The organism is Halopseudomonas sp., assembly GCF_047631575.1.
Lineage (GTDB): Bacteria > Pseudomonadota > Gammaproteobacteria > Pseudomonadales > Pseudomonadaceae > Halopseudomonas.
In genome coordinates this window covers 62,392-78,767 of record NZ_JBLIAB010000010.1, presented here as the reverse complement: position 1 = coordinate 78,767, position 16,376 = coordinate 62,392, and the positions used below count along the sequence as shown (strand labels likewise).

Sequence of the window (16,376 nt, the reverse complement as noted above, 5' to 3'; positions counted from 1 at the left end):
GCCAGATTGTTGGCATGGGCTTGTTGAGCCAGCATATTCTGACTGGCGCCCGTCATGGAGATGTATAGTGATTTATCCACGCTTTACTCCCGTTGCGACAAGGAATTGCCGCTTTGCTGCTATCAAGTATAAACTAAGCACGGATCATGCCATTTTCTATATAAAATCTATTTTCGTATTAAAATCAGCATAATAGGAAATATAAAAAAGAAAATCGGCAATAACGGCAAGCTCTCGCCCGCCAATATTGCCGCTCCAGAAGTAGCCTGCTTACAACCCAAAATTACCTCAGGTTAATAATGGTTTGTGTTACCGCGTCAGCTGTCTGAATAGTCTTAGCATTAGCCTGATAATTACGCTGAGCAATAATCAGATTGATCAGCTGCTCCGACAAATCCACGTTTGACTGCTCAAGAGCGCCGGACTGAATAGACCCTCGCGTACCGGAGCCTGGAGCGCCCACTACCGGCTCACCAGAAGAAAACGATTGAGCCCAGGCCGTTTTGCCTAACGGCGTAAGACCCTGTTGATTCGCGAAGTTGGCGAGCACAACCTGCCCTTGAGTACGTGTCTGACCGTTGGTATATCGCGCGATCAACAAACCGGTTTCGTTTATTTCTAATCCAGCTAGGTCGCCCGTAGTGAAGCCGTCCTGTACAACGGCGGTCACAGCAAAACTGGCGGCGAACTGGGTACTACCGGTTAGATTGATACTGAAAGAAGCAGGCGAGGTGGCACCCGTTTGTTGCCCAGCGCTGTCCAATGGGACCCAGTTCTGAATAATATTCATGGGCTGCGGCGTAGTCAGCTCACCTACGCTATTGAAGCTCAGCGCAGTTGGCACAGGTGCAAAGCTCGCGTCGGTAGGTCGGGCATTGTTGGTTAATGGATCATTAGTGACTTGGCGTCCATCAATCAGGTTGAAAATATCCCACTGATTACCGTCAGTTTTGACGAAGAATTTAGTCAGTGTGTGCGCATTACCCAGGCTATCAAAAATATTGACCGACGTGGAACTGTTGTAGGTCGCCGAATTAGTTGGATCGAAAGTATCGCGACCAGCAGCAATACCTGCGTTCTCAGCCGCAGTAATTTCCCCAGGGGTAGGCGCGGCCGGATTTACTGCGGTAGCTATAGATGCGGCGTAAGCACCGTCATAAGCCTGCTGCCAGACAGCCGGGCGCACATTGGTTGAATTCAAATTAAGAGTCGAGTTCACCAAGCTGGTCGCATTTGGATTTGCCGAACGGGTATCGACTCGTAGATCGCTCTGTACGACCTGGTTTACCTGTCCAGTCACCGGATTCACACCGAAGCCTTGCAGCCGCTCTCCAGAGTTGTTGGAAATAAAGCCTTCTCGATCAGTACCAAAATAGCCCGCGCGGGTATAACTGAGCGCGCCTTGATTACTGGTAACGAAAAATCCGTTACCATTGATTGCTAAGTCCAAGCTGTTTTCGGTGGTGCTAACATTACCCTGGGTAAAAAGTTGAGCCACGTCGCCGGGCACCACACCGCTGCCCTGCGCGCTTCTGCCGGAACCAAGAGTAGAAGCTGCATAGACGTCGGCAAACTCCGCCCGCGAGCCCTTAAACCCCACGGTGCCTGCGTTGGCGATATTATTACCGGTAATATTCAGATCGGATGACGCCGCCCGGATACCACTCAAACCGATATTGAAAGACATAGTTACTCTCCTAGCCGATGTTGGTCGGACGACTGTTATTGACCAATGGAAACGATGTTTGAAAGACTGATACTGCCCAAGCCGGCGACATTGAGCATCATTCCACCGCCCTTGCCGTTACCCAGAGAGACACTGTCGACATTGGCCGGCAGCAAGGTAGCCAGTTGCTTGTTGGCACCTTCGACGCTTGCCTGAGCATCGAATTTATAACGCCCGGACGGCATTAGATTGCCGCTACTGTCTTTGCCGTCCCACACAAAATTGTGCATGCCGCTGGGCTGGCTGCCGAGGTTAAGCCGGGTCACCACACTTCCCGCGGCATCTGTGACATTCACGTATACGTTATCGCTTGCGGAAGGTAACGCCAGCTGGCCTTTAATCCCCTCTGCCGTGTTCACTATCGCCTGATCGGCCGGCACGATAACAGTCCGCCCCACCAGCGACGACGCCTGCAACGCCTGCGATGACTGATAACCAGTGACTAGCGACTCCATCGACGTATTAAGCGTTTCAATCCCTTCCACTGTACTGAATTGCGCCAGCTGAGCGATAAACTCACCATTCTCTTGGGGCGACAGCGGGTCCTGATTGTTCATTTGCGTGACCAACAGCTTCAGAAATTCATTCTTTCCGAGCTCACCGCCCTTGGCGTCGCGGCTCTGGTCCACCTTGTACTGGTCCAGAACGCTTTCACCCACACTTAATGCACTAGAAATACTCATGGTCGGGAAGCTCCTGTCACTGACCCAGTGTGAGAACGCGCTGCAGCATGGTTTTGGTTGCGTTCATGATTTCGACGTTGGTTTGATAAGCCCGCGAGGCAGCCATCATGTTGGCCATTTCCTCGACAACATTGACGTTGGGAAAGAACACGTAGCCCTCCTCATTGGCCATGGGATGATCCGGTTCATAGCGTGACTGCAACTCGGCGTCAGATTCCACCACGCCAAGTACCTCAACGCCACTGCCGGCCTGGTCGCGAGATGAGAACAAGGATTGTCCGAGACCCTGCTGCTCATTGAACATGGTAGCGAACACCGGGTGACGGGCGCGATAAGTCTCACCTGTACTGCTAGAAACCGTTTCGGCATTGGCTATATTGCTCGCCACGGTGTTGAGCCGCAGCGACTGGGCGCTCATGCCGGATCCGGAAATATTGAAGACATCATTCAGCGACATGGCTTATTGTCCTTTCAGAGCTGTCATCAGCCCGCTAAATTTGCTGTTTAGAAAAGTGAAGCTAGCCTGTAACTCGATAGCATTCTTGGCGAACGCACTCTGCTCCAGTTCGGAGTCGACGGTATTGCCATCCAGCGCCGGCTGCGAAGGAATGCGAAAGCGCAGACCTGCGGCCTGATCGAGAAAGCCCTCGGTACTAATGTGGTGAGCATGCGTGGTGCTGGTCGCGAAACCCGTACCCGCTCCGGTCTGCTGAGCCTCCAGAGTCGCCGAAAAGTCCAGATCACGAGCCTTGTAATTCGGGGTTTCCGCGTTGGCTACGTTGTTCGCCAGAACAGCCGCACGCTGACCACGAAAAACCAGTGCCCTTTCGTGTATGCCCAGAGCATTATCAAAACTGATTGTCATTAGCCTGTTCCTCCTGTGGCAGAAATTAGCCACACCGTCTTCTCTGCGCAATAACAAAGCAGTTTCCATGCCAATAAAATAATGCATTATTTTTCATACGCTTAGGATAACTCTGCACGAAAAACGGCAATGGATTTCCGCTGGACGGCAACTATTGCAGGTAACTATTGAGCGGCAAAAGTTAAAGCTAGGGACAAAGCGGGGAAAGGGAATGCCCATGCAGAATGGCGCGGGCCAGTTCAACTCAACGGTGTAGCGCCCACGTTATTTCGCCTTGTAGACGATCCCGGGGCTGCACTGAACCATCTGATAGAGTTCCGGCAGGCCGTTCAATGCCTCGGAGGCGCCCAGCATCAGATAACCACCCGGCTTCAGCGTCGCGTGGATACGCGTAAGGATGTTTTTTTTCAGATCTGCCGAGAAATAAATCAATACGTTGCGGCAAAAAACAATATCGAACTTGCCAAGCATCGAGTAGCTGTCGAGCAAATTCATAGCACGAAACTCAACACGGCTACGAATCGGCTGCTTGACTGTCCAGCGCCCTGGGGTGGTCTGATCGAAGTAGCGCACCAGTCGCTCCGAGGAGAGTCCACGTGCGATAGACAGACTATCGTATTCTGCTAACTTCGCTGCGGTAAGAATCCCGCCGGACAGATCGGTGGCGATAATTTGACTCCCTCCTCGCAGTTGCCCGAGATTGCTGCGTTCAAATTCGTCAATCGCCATGCTCAGTGAATAGGGCTCCTGGCCCGACGAGCACGCAGCGGACCAGATACGCGGCCGCTGACCGGGACTGGCCTTGATAAACTCCGGTAGCAACCGATTCTTCAGTACGTCGAACGGATAGACATCGCGAAACCAAAGCGTTTCGTTGGTGGTCATCGCATCCACCACCAACTCGCGAAGCCCACTGCGCGGTTGTGCTTGAATGCGCGTGACCAGCTCCCCAAGACTCTTTATACCCTGCTGCTCTAGTAGCCTATTCAGCCTGCTCGCAACCAGATACTGCTTGTTGTCGCCAAGCACGATGCCGCACGCTTTTTCCAGAAACTCTCGAAACACATGAAAATCTTTGTTTACTGAGGTCACGCAATCCGTCCCGTCTTCAATTGATTTACAACCTCTTAGGGTCGCCTATTCCCGCAGCGCGTGCAGTCGGTCAATAACCCTCTGCGCCAATTCATCAGGCTTGAACTTGGCCAGAAAATCGTCGGCGCCGACCTTCTTCACCATCGCCTGATTAAACACGCCTGAAAGTGACGTATGCAGCAGTATGTGCAATCCGGTCATCCTTGGATCATTACGGATTTCAGCGGTCAGGGTATAACCATCCATTTCCGGCATCTCGATATCCGACACCATCATCAGCAAATCAGATACGTCTGCGCCACTTTCTACTAAATCGCGCAGCCAATTCAGCGCCTGACGCCCGTCATTCAGCGCAACCACTTCTACCCCGACCTCCTGCAAGCAACGTACAACCTGCTTTCGCGCCACCGATGAATCATCCACAATCAGCACTTTGCGCGCCAACGCTTCGGTGTGAGTCACCTCGTCAATAACGCCCGCGGTAATGGTCTCCACCGTCGGAACGACCTCAGCAAGAATTTTCTCGACATCAATGATCTCGACCATCTTGTCATCAACATGCGTTACCGCAGTCAGGTAATGGTCGCGTCCTGTGCCCCTTGGCGGCGGGTGAATATCGGACCAGTTCATATTGACGATCCGCTCTACCGAGCGAACAAGGAAACCCTGCACTCGGTAGTTATATTCGGTGATGATCACGAAGGTCGTGCTTAAATCATCAAGACCGGGTCCGCCCGTAGCCTTGTTCAAATCAATGATCGGCAACGTACCGCCACGTATGTGCGCGACACCGCGAACCACGGGGTTGAGTCGCGGCAGGATGGTCAGCTTCGGACATTGCAACACTTCCTTGACCTTGAAAACGTTGATGCCATAAAGCTGAGGGCCGGAAAGACGAAAAAGCAGCAATTCCAGCCGATTCTGTCCGACCAGTTGTGTACGCTGGTTGACCGAGTCCATTACGCCAGCCATGGGTAACTCCTCATATAAAGCATGTGAAACGGCATGCATCTTGCTGCACTATTGAGATAATACTCGTAACGGCGTTTTTTTGACATGCGCCAACCCACTCGTTATCAAGGTTTATTGTATGCGTTATCTCACAGGGTGCGCGTTATTGCCGCTATTTTTTTGTGCAGCTGCCTCCGCAAACCCACTCATTGATCAGGTTATCGGCGCTACTACCTCATTTCTTGAGCAGGAAATTGAGACCCATCTGCAACGTAGTGCGCGTGATGCCCGCTATGAAGTGCAAGTCAACCGCCTGGACAACAGACTACGGCTGCCTCTTTGTCCGGATGGCGCGCTGCATGCTGAGCTGGAAAGCCCCACAGAACCAGTAGGACGCGTTACTGTTCGACTGAGTTGCGAAAGCGAGGTGCGCTGGCGTCTATTTGTGCCCGCGCAAGTCAGCTTATTCCAGCCTGTACTGGTCACCACTCGGCCGCTGACGCGCCACAGCGTGGTCTCTGAACGAGACGTCTCACTGTTGGAGCGAGATGTCGGCTTACTGAACAACGCTTATCTGACCGACATAGAGCAGATAAAAGGGCTTCGGCTGCGCCGGCAGGTATCTGCTGACACTGTCCTGTCACCCAATCAGCTGGAGCAGCAGGAGGTAGTCAAGCGCGGCGACAAGGTTGTTATCAGTGCTGCCAATGCCCAGGTCTCAGTCCGCATGCCAGGTGAAGCACTGGAAAGCGGCAATCTAGGAAGCCAGATACGAGTGCGCAACAATCGCTCCGGCCGGGTAGTCAAGGCCCGTATCACCGGCCCGGGGCAGGTCGAAGTGGCTATGTGAATTTATGTGTTATTTGCTCTACAATACCGATCAATACTCGGGTAAGAATCGTGATCTGGCTCTCACTTTTTTTCCTAAAGTTTTGACTGCCTCGGCCGTTAAAGGTGTTAGTAAAGCATTTAGGTTTTGAGGAAAACAGAATGGTTATTGACTTCAACGCATCAAACAGTGCCAACCGTAGCGCCCAGACTGGCGCCACTACAGGCAAGCGTGATGCGGCCGCAGAAAGCACGCGGCCTGCCGAAAAAAGCGCTACACAGGAAACACCCGCAGCCGAGGCGCAGGTGAAACTCAGCCCGCAGGCTCAACAGCTACAAGCTGTGGAAGAGCGCCTACGTGATCTGCCCGTAGTCGATAGCGAGCGAGTTGCACAAATCCGACAAGCCATCAGTGAAGGCAACTATCAAGCGGATAGCGGGCGTATCGCCGATAAACTGCTAGCTTTGGAAAAATAGGCCGGAATAACATCCGGTGACTTTGCTCGGGTAATTAAGAGGCGGAGAATGCGGATGGAACACATGGACAAAGTCTTCACTCAAGCACTGATCGATTGTGAAGCCTTCGCCGATCTTCTCGATCAAGAGCAACAGGCTCTGATCGACCGCAACATGTCAGATCTCGAAATGCTTCTCAACGCTAAAACTCCTCTGGTGGATGCTTTGACTCGCCATGATCATGCAATCAGAGCATGGTGCAGCCAGATTGGCGTCTCGCCTGGTGAAAATCTCGAAAAGCATATCAGCGCGTCAGGAACTCCGGAGCTGGTAGGCAATTACTCTGCATTCCGTGAGGCATTGCAGCGTTGCCAAGCGGCTAATCTGCGCAATGCTCGACTCGTTCGACATAATCAGCAGGCAACCGGACACTTGCTAGATCTACTGCGCAATCAGGGGGAGTCAAGCCAGAGCGTGTACGATCGGCAGGGCATCGCCAGTCGCTCCGGCACTCCGCGTAATCTGACAAAAGTCTGAGAGCCGCCTATAACGGACATGCTGTATAGTTGTTCGCCTGTCCTTTTTTAATTCGAGATTTTTCAGTGTCTACATCATTCATCCAAGAAGCTGGTCCACAGCCGCCGCGCGACGTCCGCTCGCCTATTGAAATTATTTCGCTACTTCGAAATATCCATCAGCACCGTGATCATCTTCGTATCAACTTTGTTGACCGCGCGCTAAAATTCCAGAGCTCCATTGTATTGATAGACACCGAAAGGAAAAAACTCTGGATTGACGAAATGATGCCGCGCGACGGTGATCGCTATGCCACCGCGGGGGAGGCCTTCCGCGTCGATGCCTGGCGTGAGGGTGTTCACATCCGCTGGCATTGCGAGGGCGTGGAACGACTGATACTCGACGGCGTCCCCACCTATTGCGCACCCCTGCCAGAAGAGGTGGTTTACCACCAAAAACGTGGCGCTTTCCGGGCATCAATACGCCGCAGCATGGAGTTGGATGTGCGCCTGGGTCATACCAAGCGCGACCTGTCCCTCGATGGCACTTTGCTTGATATCTCCGCCACCGGCTGCAAAGCTCGATTTTCCGGCGACTGCACGCAGCAATTACCCCCAGGCGAACTGTTCGAGCGCAGCTCCATGGCCCTGCCGGATACCGATCGACTCAATCTACAAATCGAAATCCGGCATGCTCAACATGATGCTGTAACGGATGAAACACATGTTGGACTGGCATTTCGGCAAGCCCCGGCCAGCGCACAAAGATTAATCGATCGGTTTGTCAATTTTCTGCAAAGGGAAGCCCGTCGTGAGGAGAAAGAAGACCTTTTTTAAGCAGCGCAGTCAGGTCAACCTAGAAATCAGCCAGGTCGATGCTCAGCCTGGTCTGCATCCCGCTCGGCAGCGCTCGCATAGGCCGCCCCTTCATCACGCATCTGCTCTTCAACCTGCTGTTCGTCTACCCTTGGATCCATAGCGGCTGAAAGCGAAGATGTCACAAGATTGCCGCCTGCCGGCAGAAAATGGATAGGCGCATCCTCGGACAGATTCTCGCCTGTCACTCGTTCGGGCCGTATCCGCACAACCAGTATCAGCGTACAAACGGCCATGAAGACGTACAACATATTAGGTCCCAGCGCCTTCATTAGCACCGAACTGAGCAGTGGCCCGATACTTGCTCCGACGCCAAAAGTGACCAACAGCATGGCCGACAGCGCAACGCGATCTTCTGGATCGATGTGATCGTTAGCCAATGCCACCGCTAGCGGATAGAGGGTAAAAGCCAGAATACCGAACAGGCTAGTGAGCACCAAAAGCCCAAACGGCGGCATAGGCACTAACGCGATTATCAGAACCACTCCGGTCAGGATAATGGCATTCACCTGAATCATCCGGCTGCGGTCCAGCCTGTCCGATAGCCAGCCAGTTGGCCACTGGGCAAACAGACCTGCACCAATCGTAATCGCCATGAAGATACCGATCTCGGATGTAGCGAGACCTACTCCGGTAGCGAATACCGGTGCCATACCGTAAAAAGCGCCTAACAGAAGTCCCGATACAACCACCGTTGTCAGTGCCAGGGGGATACGACGGATAAACACCTGCACCTTCATCGGCGCCGGACGCAGTGGTGCTGGGTGAATACGGTTGGTCACGGCTACCGGCACCAGGCAGAGCGAGAAGCACATTGAAACGATCAGCAAATGGTTCAAGTCCAGCTCGGGCATAATTGTCAGTACCCCTTGCCCCATCGCCAGACCGAGGAAGGTCACCGACATATAACTGGCGAACACCATGCCACGCTGATGCGGCTCGGCTTGCTCGTTTAGCCAGCTCTCCAGCACCATGTATTGGCACATCATTGCCACACCTACGACAACTCTAAGCACAAACCAGATTTGAACGTCTGACGTCAGCGCATGACCGAGTACCGAAGCGGTTACCACACCCGCACTGGCAACGAACGCGCGGATATGACCCACCTTGGCAATCAGTCGATGTCCGACGGAAGCGCCACCCACCAGGCCAAGGTAATAGCCCGTCATCAACAGACCAATCCATATCTCGCTGACACCCTCTGCAGCCAACCGCAACCCGAGATAGGTCCCCAGCAGGCCGCTGCCGACCAACATCAGCAGGGTCGCGAAATACAATGAGGAAAAGGCCATGACGCTGCTAGGCATTCAAACTCCGTCTAGGGGAAATGGGTACATTGGACAGTCTGTGACAACTCATGTTGAACACGAGGAGAACACTGACGGGGACGATCAAAGGCCATCCCGGAGGACATGTATCTTAGCAGTATATATAGTCACTTCCCATGGACTCTTTGGGAACACATCGTCGCGCACAATGCCCTATCGCTCTGTATATCGTACAGGCTGTCAGAGCAGCTGGAAGCCCGATTAAATATCACTGTCCACCCGGAGTTGAGGCGTGCAGCCTAGCAAGTAAGTAAACCTGACCAACGGAGTGAGTAGTATGTACTTATCCCCCACCAAGCCTGATCTTGATTTACTCGAAGTGAATGCGCGTTATCGACTCGCCCAAGAGCTAGCGCAGCAGGCCGCGAAACTGGCTATGACGCACTACGGCGCGCGGAACGAATTAACCGTGGAACATAAGGCGGATGATCATCAGGACATAGTCAGCATTGCTGACAGGCAAGTAGAGGATTTTATTCGCCAGGGCTTGCAGAGCCGTTTTCCTGGGGATGGCTTTGTTGGTGAGGAAAGCGGTTCCAGCCGGATAGATGCTCGCTGCATCTGGGTGGTGGACCCGATTGATGGCACGGCTTGCTTCCTCAACGGGCTGCATTGCTGGTGCGTCTCCATTGGATTGATGGTCGATGGGATACCTTATCTAGGCGTTATAGCCGACCCGAATCATGACGAACTCTTCCATGGCTGCCTTGGGCAAGGCGCTTTTGTCAATGACATACCGCTGCGCATCAGCCAGGCGAAGGATGTAAGCGAAGGACTCACAGGCGCTGGCACCTTCCATCCCAGGAACAAGGCACATTTTCTGCCGTTTCTACACACACTCCTTGATAGCGGCGGGATGTTCATGCGTAACGGTTCGAGTGCGCTGACTATTGCTTACGTTGCAGCTGGCAGATTGATCGGGTATTACGAAACGCATCTCAAGAGCTGGGATTGTATGGCCGGTCTGGTACTGATCGCCGAAGCCGGCGGGGTAAGCAATGATTTCCTGCGCAATGACGGCCTGTATCAGGGCAACCCCTTTCTGGTGGCAGCACCCGGAGTCTATGCTCAACTTGCAGCAATGGTAGGTCCCTCCCTCGACCAGAATTGACCCGTCGATTAACACGTGCATCGGGGGTCGGTTGCATTAGTTTTTATTCAACAGACGTCCGAGCGGCTCTTTCGGCGTGCACCCCTCCACCCAGGGCAATGTATAACCCGACCAGATTCTCCACACGCTCGCGCTGGACTTGCAAGAACGCTTGCTGCGCGTCAAACAGACTACGCTCGGCGTCGAGTACCTGCAGGAAATTGACCACGCCTTCGGCATAGCGATCACCAGCGAGCTCTGCAATCTTGCCTAGGGTATCGACGTTACTTTGTTGGAGGACCAGTCGTTCAGTTAGAAAACGTCGACCGGCCAGAGCGTCGGCCACCTCCCTGAATGCGGCTTGCACGGTGCGTTCATATTCGGCCACGGCAATGTTATTCCGTGCTTTGGCCACTGTCAGCTCTGCGCGCCGGCCACCGAAATCAAAAATCGGTAAGCTAATGCTCGGCCCGATACTCCAGAACTCGTTGCCTGAACTGATCAAACCATCCAGCTCAGTCGAGGCATGACCCGCGCTACCGGTCAGGGTTATTCGCGGGAAAAATGCGGCACGGGCAACACCAATGTTGGCACGAGCCGCGCGCAAGCGCTCCTCGGCAGCAATAATATCCGGGCGACTATAAAGCAATTCCGATGGCAGCCCCGCCACGAGTGCTTCATCCGGAAGCTGATCGGTTAAAAGCAGCGCCTCGGGTAATGGGCCCGGTGGCTGTGCTCCGGTCAATAACGCAAGGAAATTTCCCTGCCTGGCCCGAATCAGTCGCAACTCAGCCAGTTGAGTTTCAGCCTGAGCCAACAATGCCTTGGCCTGGTTGTACTCCAAGGCAGAGGTAATACCCGCGTCGAGACGGATTTCCGAAATACCCAACTGATCATGTCGATTTTCCACAGTCGACTCCGCGAGTCTGAGCCGCTGTTCCTCGGATCTTATCGCCATATAGGTAGTAGCCACATCGGCAATGAGAGACAACCTGAAGGCCTGCTGTGCTTCTATAGTAGCCAAATACTGCGCACGTGCGCCTTCGGTCAAATTGCGCACCCGCCCCCAGAAATCCAGTTCGAAAGAGGTCATTCCCACTTCCACCGAGAAGCGTTCTGATATGCCGCTGCCAGCAGGCGCATTGGTGCCACCACCAGACCCTGAGGCGCCCACCGGAAATGCCGAAAGACTCCGGACTGCACGACCATCAAGACCTAGGGTGGGATAACGTGTGGCATTGTTGATGCGGAACAGCCCGCGTGCCTCTTCGATGCGCAGGACCGAGACCTGCAAGTCACGGTTGTGCTCAAGCGCTGTGGTGATAAACAACCGCAGCCGGGGGTCGCGAAAAAACCCCTCCCAGCTGATCTCTCTGGCTACCACGGCCCCCTGTCCGGGTTCGAATGCGTCCGGATACTGCGCACCCGCTGGCCAGGGTGGACGTTTGTGGTCAGGAGCAAGTTGACAAGCGCCCAGCAAGGCCAGATTGATGGCAAGCAATACATGCCTAAGCATCTGTCTCCTCCTGCCTGCTCGGCGGCTTGCGCTTGGTCAGCCAACGTCTCACGCTTAAATAAAACAGAGGGATATAAAAAAGACCGAACACCGTTGCTGCGAGCATGCCGCCAATCACACCGGTACCCACCGCTGCTCGGCTGGCAGAGCCCGCACCACTAGACAGGAGCAGGGGCAGCATCCCGAAAACGAAAGTAAGAGAGGTCATCAATACCGGTCTAAAGCGCATTTTTACCGCACTCATGATCGCGTCATTCAGCGACTTGCCCCGCCCCTCCTCTTCTATCGCAAACTCGACGATGAGAATTGCGTTCTTTGCCGACAGGCCAATAATCGTCACCAGACCCACGTTGAAATACACATCGGCAGGCATACCTCGCAGCATGGCGAAGAGAATGGCCCCCAGTGCGCCGAATGGAACGACCATCAGCACCGCGATCGGCATAGCCCAGCTCTCATACAGTGCGGCCAGCACCATGAGTACGACCAGCATCGACAGAGCAAGCAGCAGCCCCACCTGGCCCGAGGCCTGTTGTTCCTGGTAGGATGCTCCGGACCACTCGAAGGCAAAACCCAGGGGTAGCTCTCCGGCAAGACGCGCCATTTCGTTCATGGCTTCCCCGCTGGTGTATCCCGTCGCCGCGCTGCCCGCGATAGTCATCGAAGGGTAGCCATTGTAGCGTTGCAACTGGACCGGACCACGGATCCATTCAACTGTCGAGAATGCGCCAAAGGGGACGTTTTTGCCCATTTCATTGGGGATCTCCAATGATGTGACGTCTTCAGGGGTCATCCGGTAGGGCGAGTCGGCCTGCAGCAGCACGCGCAGCACTTCTCCGTCCAGATCGAAATCGTTCACGTAGGCACCGCCAAATACAGTACTCAGACTGGCATTCACTTCGGCAATAGAGAGACCCAATGCCCGCGCCTTGATCCGGTCAATGTCCACGCGCAACTTCGGCGCCTGATCCGCTCCCTCAGGGCGGACGCTCTCAAGCATACCGCTTTGCCCGGCAGCACCAATCAGCTGGTTGCGCGCCTGCAGGAGCGCGTTGTAACCCTCGTTTCCTCGATCTTCCAATTTAAAGGTAAAGCCCCCGGCTACCCCCAGTGCGGGGATCGATGGCGGATTCAACGCAAATACCCTTGCTTCTCGGATCTGTGAGAACACTCCCGACGCCTCCTTCACCAAAGCCGGCGCGCTTTGCTCGCGCTCGCCCCAGGGCAGCATCCGCACGAAAGCCATGCCATGGGCCTGCCCTTGTCCAAAAAAACTGTAGCCGTATACCGCCAGCGTCTGGTCCACCGCGGCGTTGTCGGCATAAAAGGCTTTCACTTGCTGCATCGCCGCATTGGTGCTGTTGATCGTGGATCCTGGCGGCGCCTGCACCACAGTCATCACGTTCCCCTGATCTTCTTCAGGCAAGAACCCGGTGGGCATACGCATGTAGAGAAAAGCCACCAGCACCAGCAGCACGGCAAACCCCAGCAGAAACCACAACGAATGGCCGAGAACAAAACTGACGGCACCTTGGTAACCGGCAGTGATGCGCTCCATGCCCCGATTGAAAGGGCCAAAGATTCGCTCACTCCAGCCCCGTTTGTTATCGTCCTCCTTGCGCGGTTTAAGCAAGGTGGCGCACAGCGCCGGCGTCAACGTCAGCGCCAATAAAGTGGAAATAGACACAGCGATGGACAGTGTGACGGCGAACTGGCGATAGATGCCCCCGCTGGAGCCTGGGAAGAATGCCAGAGGCACAAAAACCGCGATCAACGCCAGCGTGGTGCCAACAATCGCCGCGCTAACCTGGCTCATGGCTTCCACTGTGGCCTCATAGGGCCCCATCCCCTCCTCGTCAATCAACCGCTTAACATTTTCGGTAACAACGATGGCGTCATCAACCAGGGTACCGATCGCCAGCACCATTGCGAACAGGCTAAGTAAATTAATCGAAAAGCCCACCAACCAAAGCCCCAGGCAGGTGCCAACGAGGGCGATGGGGATCACGATGGTAGGGATGACGGTGGTGCGCCAGTTTTGCAGAAACAGCAGCATGACCAGCACAACCAGCCCAATCGCTTGGGCCAACGTGACGAGTACACGCTCAATCGAAGCGGAAATAAAAGGGGTCGAGTCGTAGGGCACCGTCCAGTCGATATCGGCGGGGAAGTCGTTCGACAACTCCTCCATTCGCCGCTTGACCCCTTCGGCGGTGGCCAGGGCGTTTGCTCCCGGAGCCAGCTGAATGGCCAGCCCAGCGTTGGGGCGGCCACCCAACTCACTGCGCGAGACGTAGTTCTGCGAGCCAAGCTCGACCCGCGCTACATCCTTCAGGCGTATCGCCGAACCCTCAGGATCGGCACGCAAAATGATCTCACTGAATTCTTCCGCCCTGCTCAGACGCCCCCGGGTTTCCAGCAACGCGTGTATCTCGACACCTTCACTCAGCGGTAAGTTGCCCAATGCGCCACCCGCCGCCTGGCTGTTCTGTGCCCGTATCGCGGCCATGACGTCGCTGGCTGCGAGGCCAAAACTGGCCAGGCGGTCCGGATTGAGCCAAATACGCATAGCATAGGGGGTATAGAACTCGCGAATATCACCGACCCCGGGGACCCGTCGCAATTCATTGACAATGCCGGTGGTGGCGTAGTGACCCAGCTCCAGGCTGCTCATCTCCCCACTAGTGGAAACGATGGCAACGATCAAAAGGAAATTTGAAGACGCCTGATAAACCCGGATACCCTGCCGCCGAACCTCTTCAGGCAAGCGCTGCTCGACTCGGCTCAGCAGATTTTGCACCTCCATCTGCGCGATATCGATATCCGTCCCCGGCTGCAACACCAGTTCGATAGAGGCCGTGCCATTCGAACGGCTGGTGGAATCCATGTGCAGATAGCCTTCCACCCCGTTGAGCTCCTCCTCTATTACCTGAGTAACATTGGCGTCGAGCACTGAGGCGTCCGCGCCCGGATAGGTTACGCTGATGTTCAAAGCGGGCGGTGCGATAGTGGGATATTGCTCCACGGGCAAACTGCGCAGCGCAATGACGCCGCCGAGCAGCAAACCCAGTGCCAGAACCCATGCGAGTACTGGGCGACGAATAAAGAAAGTCGCCGTCACTGTGTTGCCATCACAATCTCGACCTCTGTGCCGCTGCGCAGGTCTTGCCAGCCATCGACAATCACCTGCTCGCCGCCCTCCAGACCATCGAGAACAGTCCAGTTGCCCGCATGCATGCTGCCAACCTCAATATCCCGTGAGGCCGCCCTGCCATCCTCCCCAACGACCATCACGCTGGGCCCGCGGTCTTTCATGATGACTGCGCGCTGCGGGATCACCAATGCGTTTGGCCGCTCACCTGCGGTGATCCGCGCGCGCACGAACATGCCTGGCAGCAGTGCTCTGTCGGGGTTAGGAATCTGGGCTCTGGCCTGGACCGTGCCAGTCGACCGATCAATGGACATCGCACGAAAATCGACGAAGCCTTCGTGAGGATACTGCTGACCATTTTCCAGGGTCAACTCCACCACAATGCGTTGATTCTCCGTAAGATTCAGTTCACCCGCTGCTATCTGGGCGCGCAGATCAAGCAGATCAGAGCTCGATCGGGAGAAATTGACATAGACGGGATGCAATTGCTCCACCCGTGTGAGCAATGTGCCGTCCGCGGATCGAACCAGCGCACCCACGGTCACATCGGCACGGCCAGCCACTCCGTCGATAGGTGATTGGACCAGGGTATAACCGAGCATCAGCTGCGCGGTTGCAACATCGGCCTGCGCTTGCTCGACATCCGCGCGCGCCGCACGCAATCGGGCCGTTGCGGTGTCGAACTCCTGTTGGCTGATCGCCTGCTTTTCAACTAGGCCGCGATAGCGCCCAACGTCCTTGGCGGCATTCTCTGCAGTAGCACGGGCACGCTCCAGGCGCGCCTGCGCGGAGTTGAGACTTGCTCTCATTTGTCTTGGATCAATCTGGAAAAGCGCCTGACCTGCTTCGACGTCGGTACCTTCCTCGTACAGACGCTTCTGGATGATACCATTCACCCGGGCGCGTACCTCGGCAACTCTAATCGCCTGAACGCGCCCAGGCAGCTCGATAATATTTGCCACTGCCTGCCTTAATGGCGTAACAACTTCGACAGTTGGCGGCGGTGCAGGCGCCTGCTGCTGTGGGTCCTCACAGGCAGCCAGAAAAGCAAAAGCGGCCAGTGCAAACGTTCGCGGTGGTAGGCCCATCATATTCCTTTCGGCTTCGTGGGTAGCTGTCTAGGCAATTGCCTTACTATCCTATAGACCTTAAGAAATAACGGAGGTTCCACGATCAGCCAAAGGCCACCCACAGCCAGATGCCTGCCAGCACCAGCAGAGCCAGGCCGATCTGCTTCGAGTATCGCTTCCAAAGTCCCAATGCCGCGTCTCCAGCAAAATGCACCAATACCGCCAG

Annotated in this window: 15 protein-coding genes; 5 read left to right on the top strand and 10 right to left on the bottom strand. The window is 55.0% G+C overall.

From position 1 onward, the window contains the following. Positions 1-283: 283 nt before the first annotated feature. The 6 genes from ACJAXR_RS14555 to ACJAXR_RS14530 all read right to left on the bottom strand — a co-directional run bounded on the left by ACJAXR_RS14555 (position 284) and on the right by ACJAXR_RS14530 (position 5,338). Complete coding sequence (locus ACJAXR_RS14555; RefSeq protein WP_415058984.1) at positions 284-1,687, bottom strand: flagellar hook protein FlgE; 1,404 nt, start codon at positions 1,685-1,687, stop codon at positions 284-286. A gap of 35 nt (positions 1,688-1,722) precedes the next feature. Beyond that, positions 1,723-2,409 carry a flagellar hook assembly protein FlgD gene (gene flgD / locus ACJAXR_RS14550; protein ID WP_415058983.1) on the bottom strand — a complete coding sequence of 229 codons (687 nt, stop codon included), beginning with the start codon at positions 2,407-2,409 and terminating at the stop codon, positions 1,723-1,725. A 16-nt stretch (positions 2,410-2,425) separates the two neighbouring features. Next, positions 2,426-2,866: a flagellar basal body rod protein FlgC gene (gene flgC, locus ACJAXR_RS14545; RefSeq protein ID WP_415058982.1), complete on the bottom strand. Its 441-nt coding sequence runs from the start codon at positions 2,864-2,866 to the stop codon at positions 2,426-2,428. Positions 2,867-2,869: 3 nt separating this feature from the next. Beyond that, positions 2,870-3,274, bottom strand: a complete 405-nt coding sequence (gene flgB, locus ACJAXR_RS14540; protein ID WP_415058981.1) for a flagellar basal body rod protein FlgB — start codon at positions 3,272-3,274, stop codon at positions 2,870-2,872. A 264-nt stretch (positions 3,275-3,538) separates the two neighbouring features. Continuing rightward, positions 3,539-4,366: a CheR family methyltransferase gene (locus ACJAXR_RS14535; RefSeq protein ID WP_415058980.1), complete on the bottom strand. Its 828-nt coding sequence runs from the start codon at positions 4,364-4,366 to the stop codon at positions 3,539-3,541. Between the two features lie 45 nt (positions 4,367-4,411). Continuing rightward, positions 4,412-5,338, bottom strand: coding sequence for a chemotaxis protein CheV (locus tag ACJAXR_RS14530; RefSeq protein WP_415058979.1), 927 nt, complete (start codon positions 5,336-5,338; stop codon positions 4,412-4,414). Between the two features lie 118 nt (positions 5,339-5,456). Between ACJAXR_RS14530 and flgA the strand changes: the two genes are divergently transcribed. From flgA to ACJAXR_RS14510, 4 genes are all read left to right on the top strand, one after another. Further along, the gene (gene flgA / locus ACJAXR_RS14525; protein ID WP_415058978.1) at positions 5,457-6,167 is read left to right on the top strand and encodes a flagellar basal body P-ring formation chaperone FlgA; all 711 of its coding nucleotides are present in this window, start codon (positions 5,457-5,459) and stop codon (positions 6,165-6,167) included. Between the two features lie 140 nt (positions 6,168-6,307). Beyond that, positions 6,308-6,622 (top strand): flagellar biosynthesis anti-sigma factor FlgM, encoded by a 315-nt coding sequence (gene flgM, locus ACJAXR_RS14520; RefSeq protein ID WP_415058977.1) that lies wholly within the window; start codon positions 6,308-6,310, stop codon positions 6,620-6,622. 63 nt (positions 6,623-6,685) lie between these two features. Beyond that, positions 6,686-7,138 carry a flagella synthesis protein FlgN gene (locus tag ACJAXR_RS14515; protein WP_415058976.1) on the top strand — a complete coding sequence of 151 codons (453 nt, stop codon included), beginning with the start codon at positions 6,686-6,688 and terminating at the stop codon, positions 7,136-7,138. Between the two features lie 65 nt (positions 7,139-7,203). Continuing rightward, entirely contained in the window at positions 7,204-7,953 is a 750-nt protein-coding gene (locus tag ACJAXR_RS14510) for a flagellar brake protein (RefSeq protein WP_415058975.1), read from the top strand. Positions 7,954-7,979: 26 nt separating this feature from the next. On the opposite strand, the gene ACJAXR_RS14505 is transcribed toward ACJAXR_RS14510, so the two are convergent. Beyond that, positions 7,980-9,302 (bottom strand): MFS transporter, encoded by a 1,323-nt coding sequence (locus ACJAXR_RS14505; protein ID WP_415058974.1) that lies wholly within the window; start codon positions 9,300-9,302, stop codon positions 7,980-7,982. A 298-nt stretch (positions 9,303-9,600) separates the two neighbouring features. On the opposite strand from ACJAXR_RS14505, the gene ACJAXR_RS14500 reads away from it, so the two are divergent. Further along, positions 9,601-10,434, top strand: a complete 834-nt coding sequence (locus tag ACJAXR_RS14500) for an inositol monophosphatase family protein (RefSeq protein WP_415058973.1) — start codon at positions 9,601-9,603, stop codon at positions 10,432-10,434. Positions 10,435-10,477: 43 nt separating this feature from the next. Here ACJAXR_RS14500 and ACJAXR_RS14495 read toward each other — a convergent pair whose 3' ends face one another. The 3 genes from ACJAXR_RS14495 to ACJAXR_RS14485 are packed head-to-tail and all read right to left on the bottom strand — an operon-like array spanning position 10,478 to position 16,168. Further along, a complete protein-coding gene (locus ACJAXR_RS14495; protein ID WP_415058972.1) occupies positions 10,478-11,929 on the bottom strand; it encodes an efflux transporter outer membrane subunit in 1,452 nt (483 codons plus the stop codon). After that, on the bottom strand, positions 11,922-15,050 hold the full coding sequence (locus tag ACJAXR_RS14490) for a multidrug efflux RND transporter permease subunit (RefSeq protein WP_415058971.1): 3,129 nt from the start codon (positions 15,048-15,050) through the stop codon (positions 11,922-11,924). The genes ACJAXR_RS14495 and ACJAXR_RS14490 overlap by 8 nt, the downstream gene beginning before the upstream one ends. Then, positions 15,047-16,168 (bottom strand): efflux RND transporter periplasmic adaptor subunit, encoded by a 1,122-nt coding sequence (locus ACJAXR_RS14485; RefSeq protein WP_415058970.1) that lies wholly within the window; start codon positions 16,166-16,168, stop codon positions 15,047-15,049. Before ACJAXR_RS14485 ends, ACJAXR_RS14490 begins: the two co-directional genes overlap by 4 nt. Positions 16,169-16,376: the final 208 nt, after the last annotated feature.

Bases quoted from the DNA above. Each gene is read 5' to 3' on its own strand.
- ACJAXR_RS14530 (WP_415058979.1), bottom strand. From the start codon at position 5,338: ATGGCTGGCGTAATGGACTCGGTCAACCAGCGTACACAACTGGTCGGA.
- flgM (WP_415058977.1), top strand. From the start codon at position 6,308: ATGGTTATTGACTTCAACGCATCAAACAGTGCCAACCGTAGCGCCCAG.
- flgA (WP_415058978.1), top strand. From the start codon at position 5,457: ATGCGTTATCTCACAGGGTGCGCGTTATTGCCGCTATTTTTTTGTGCA.
- flgD (WP_415058983.1), bottom strand. From the start codon at position 2,409: ATGAGTATTTCTAGTGCATTAAGTGTGGGTGAAAGCGTTCTGGACCAG.
- flgB (WP_415058981.1), bottom strand. From the start codon at position 3,274: ATGACAATCAGTTTTGATAATGCTCTGGGCATACACGAAAGGGCACTG.
- ACJAXR_RS14505 (WP_415058974.1), bottom strand. From the start codon at position 9,302: ATGCCTAGCAGCGTCATGGCCTTTTCCTCATTGTATTTCGCGACCCTG.
- ACJAXR_RS14485 (WP_415058970.1), bottom strand. From the start codon at position 16,168: ATGGGCCTACCACCGCGAACGTTTGCACTGGCCGCTTTTGCTTTTCTG.
- ACJAXR_RS14515 (WP_415058976.1), top strand. From the start codon at position 6,686: ATGGACAAAGTCTTCACTCAAGCACTGATCGATTGTGAAGCCTTCGCC.
- ACJAXR_RS14495 (WP_415058972.1), bottom strand. From the start codon at position 11,929: ATGCTTAGGCATGTATTGCTTGCCATCAATCTGGCCTTGCTGGGCGCT.
- ACJAXR_RS14500 (WP_415058973.1), top strand. From the start codon at position 9,601: ATGTACTTATCCCCCACCAAGCCTGATCTTGATTTACTCGAAGTGAAT.
- ACJAXR_RS14555 (WP_415058984.1), bottom strand. From the start codon at position 1,687: ATGTCTTTCAATATCGGTTTGAGTGGTATCCGGGCGGCGTCATCCGAT.
- flgC (WP_415058982.1), bottom strand. From the start codon at position 2,866: ATGTCGCTGAATGATGTCTTCAATATTTCCGGATCCGGCATGAGCGCC.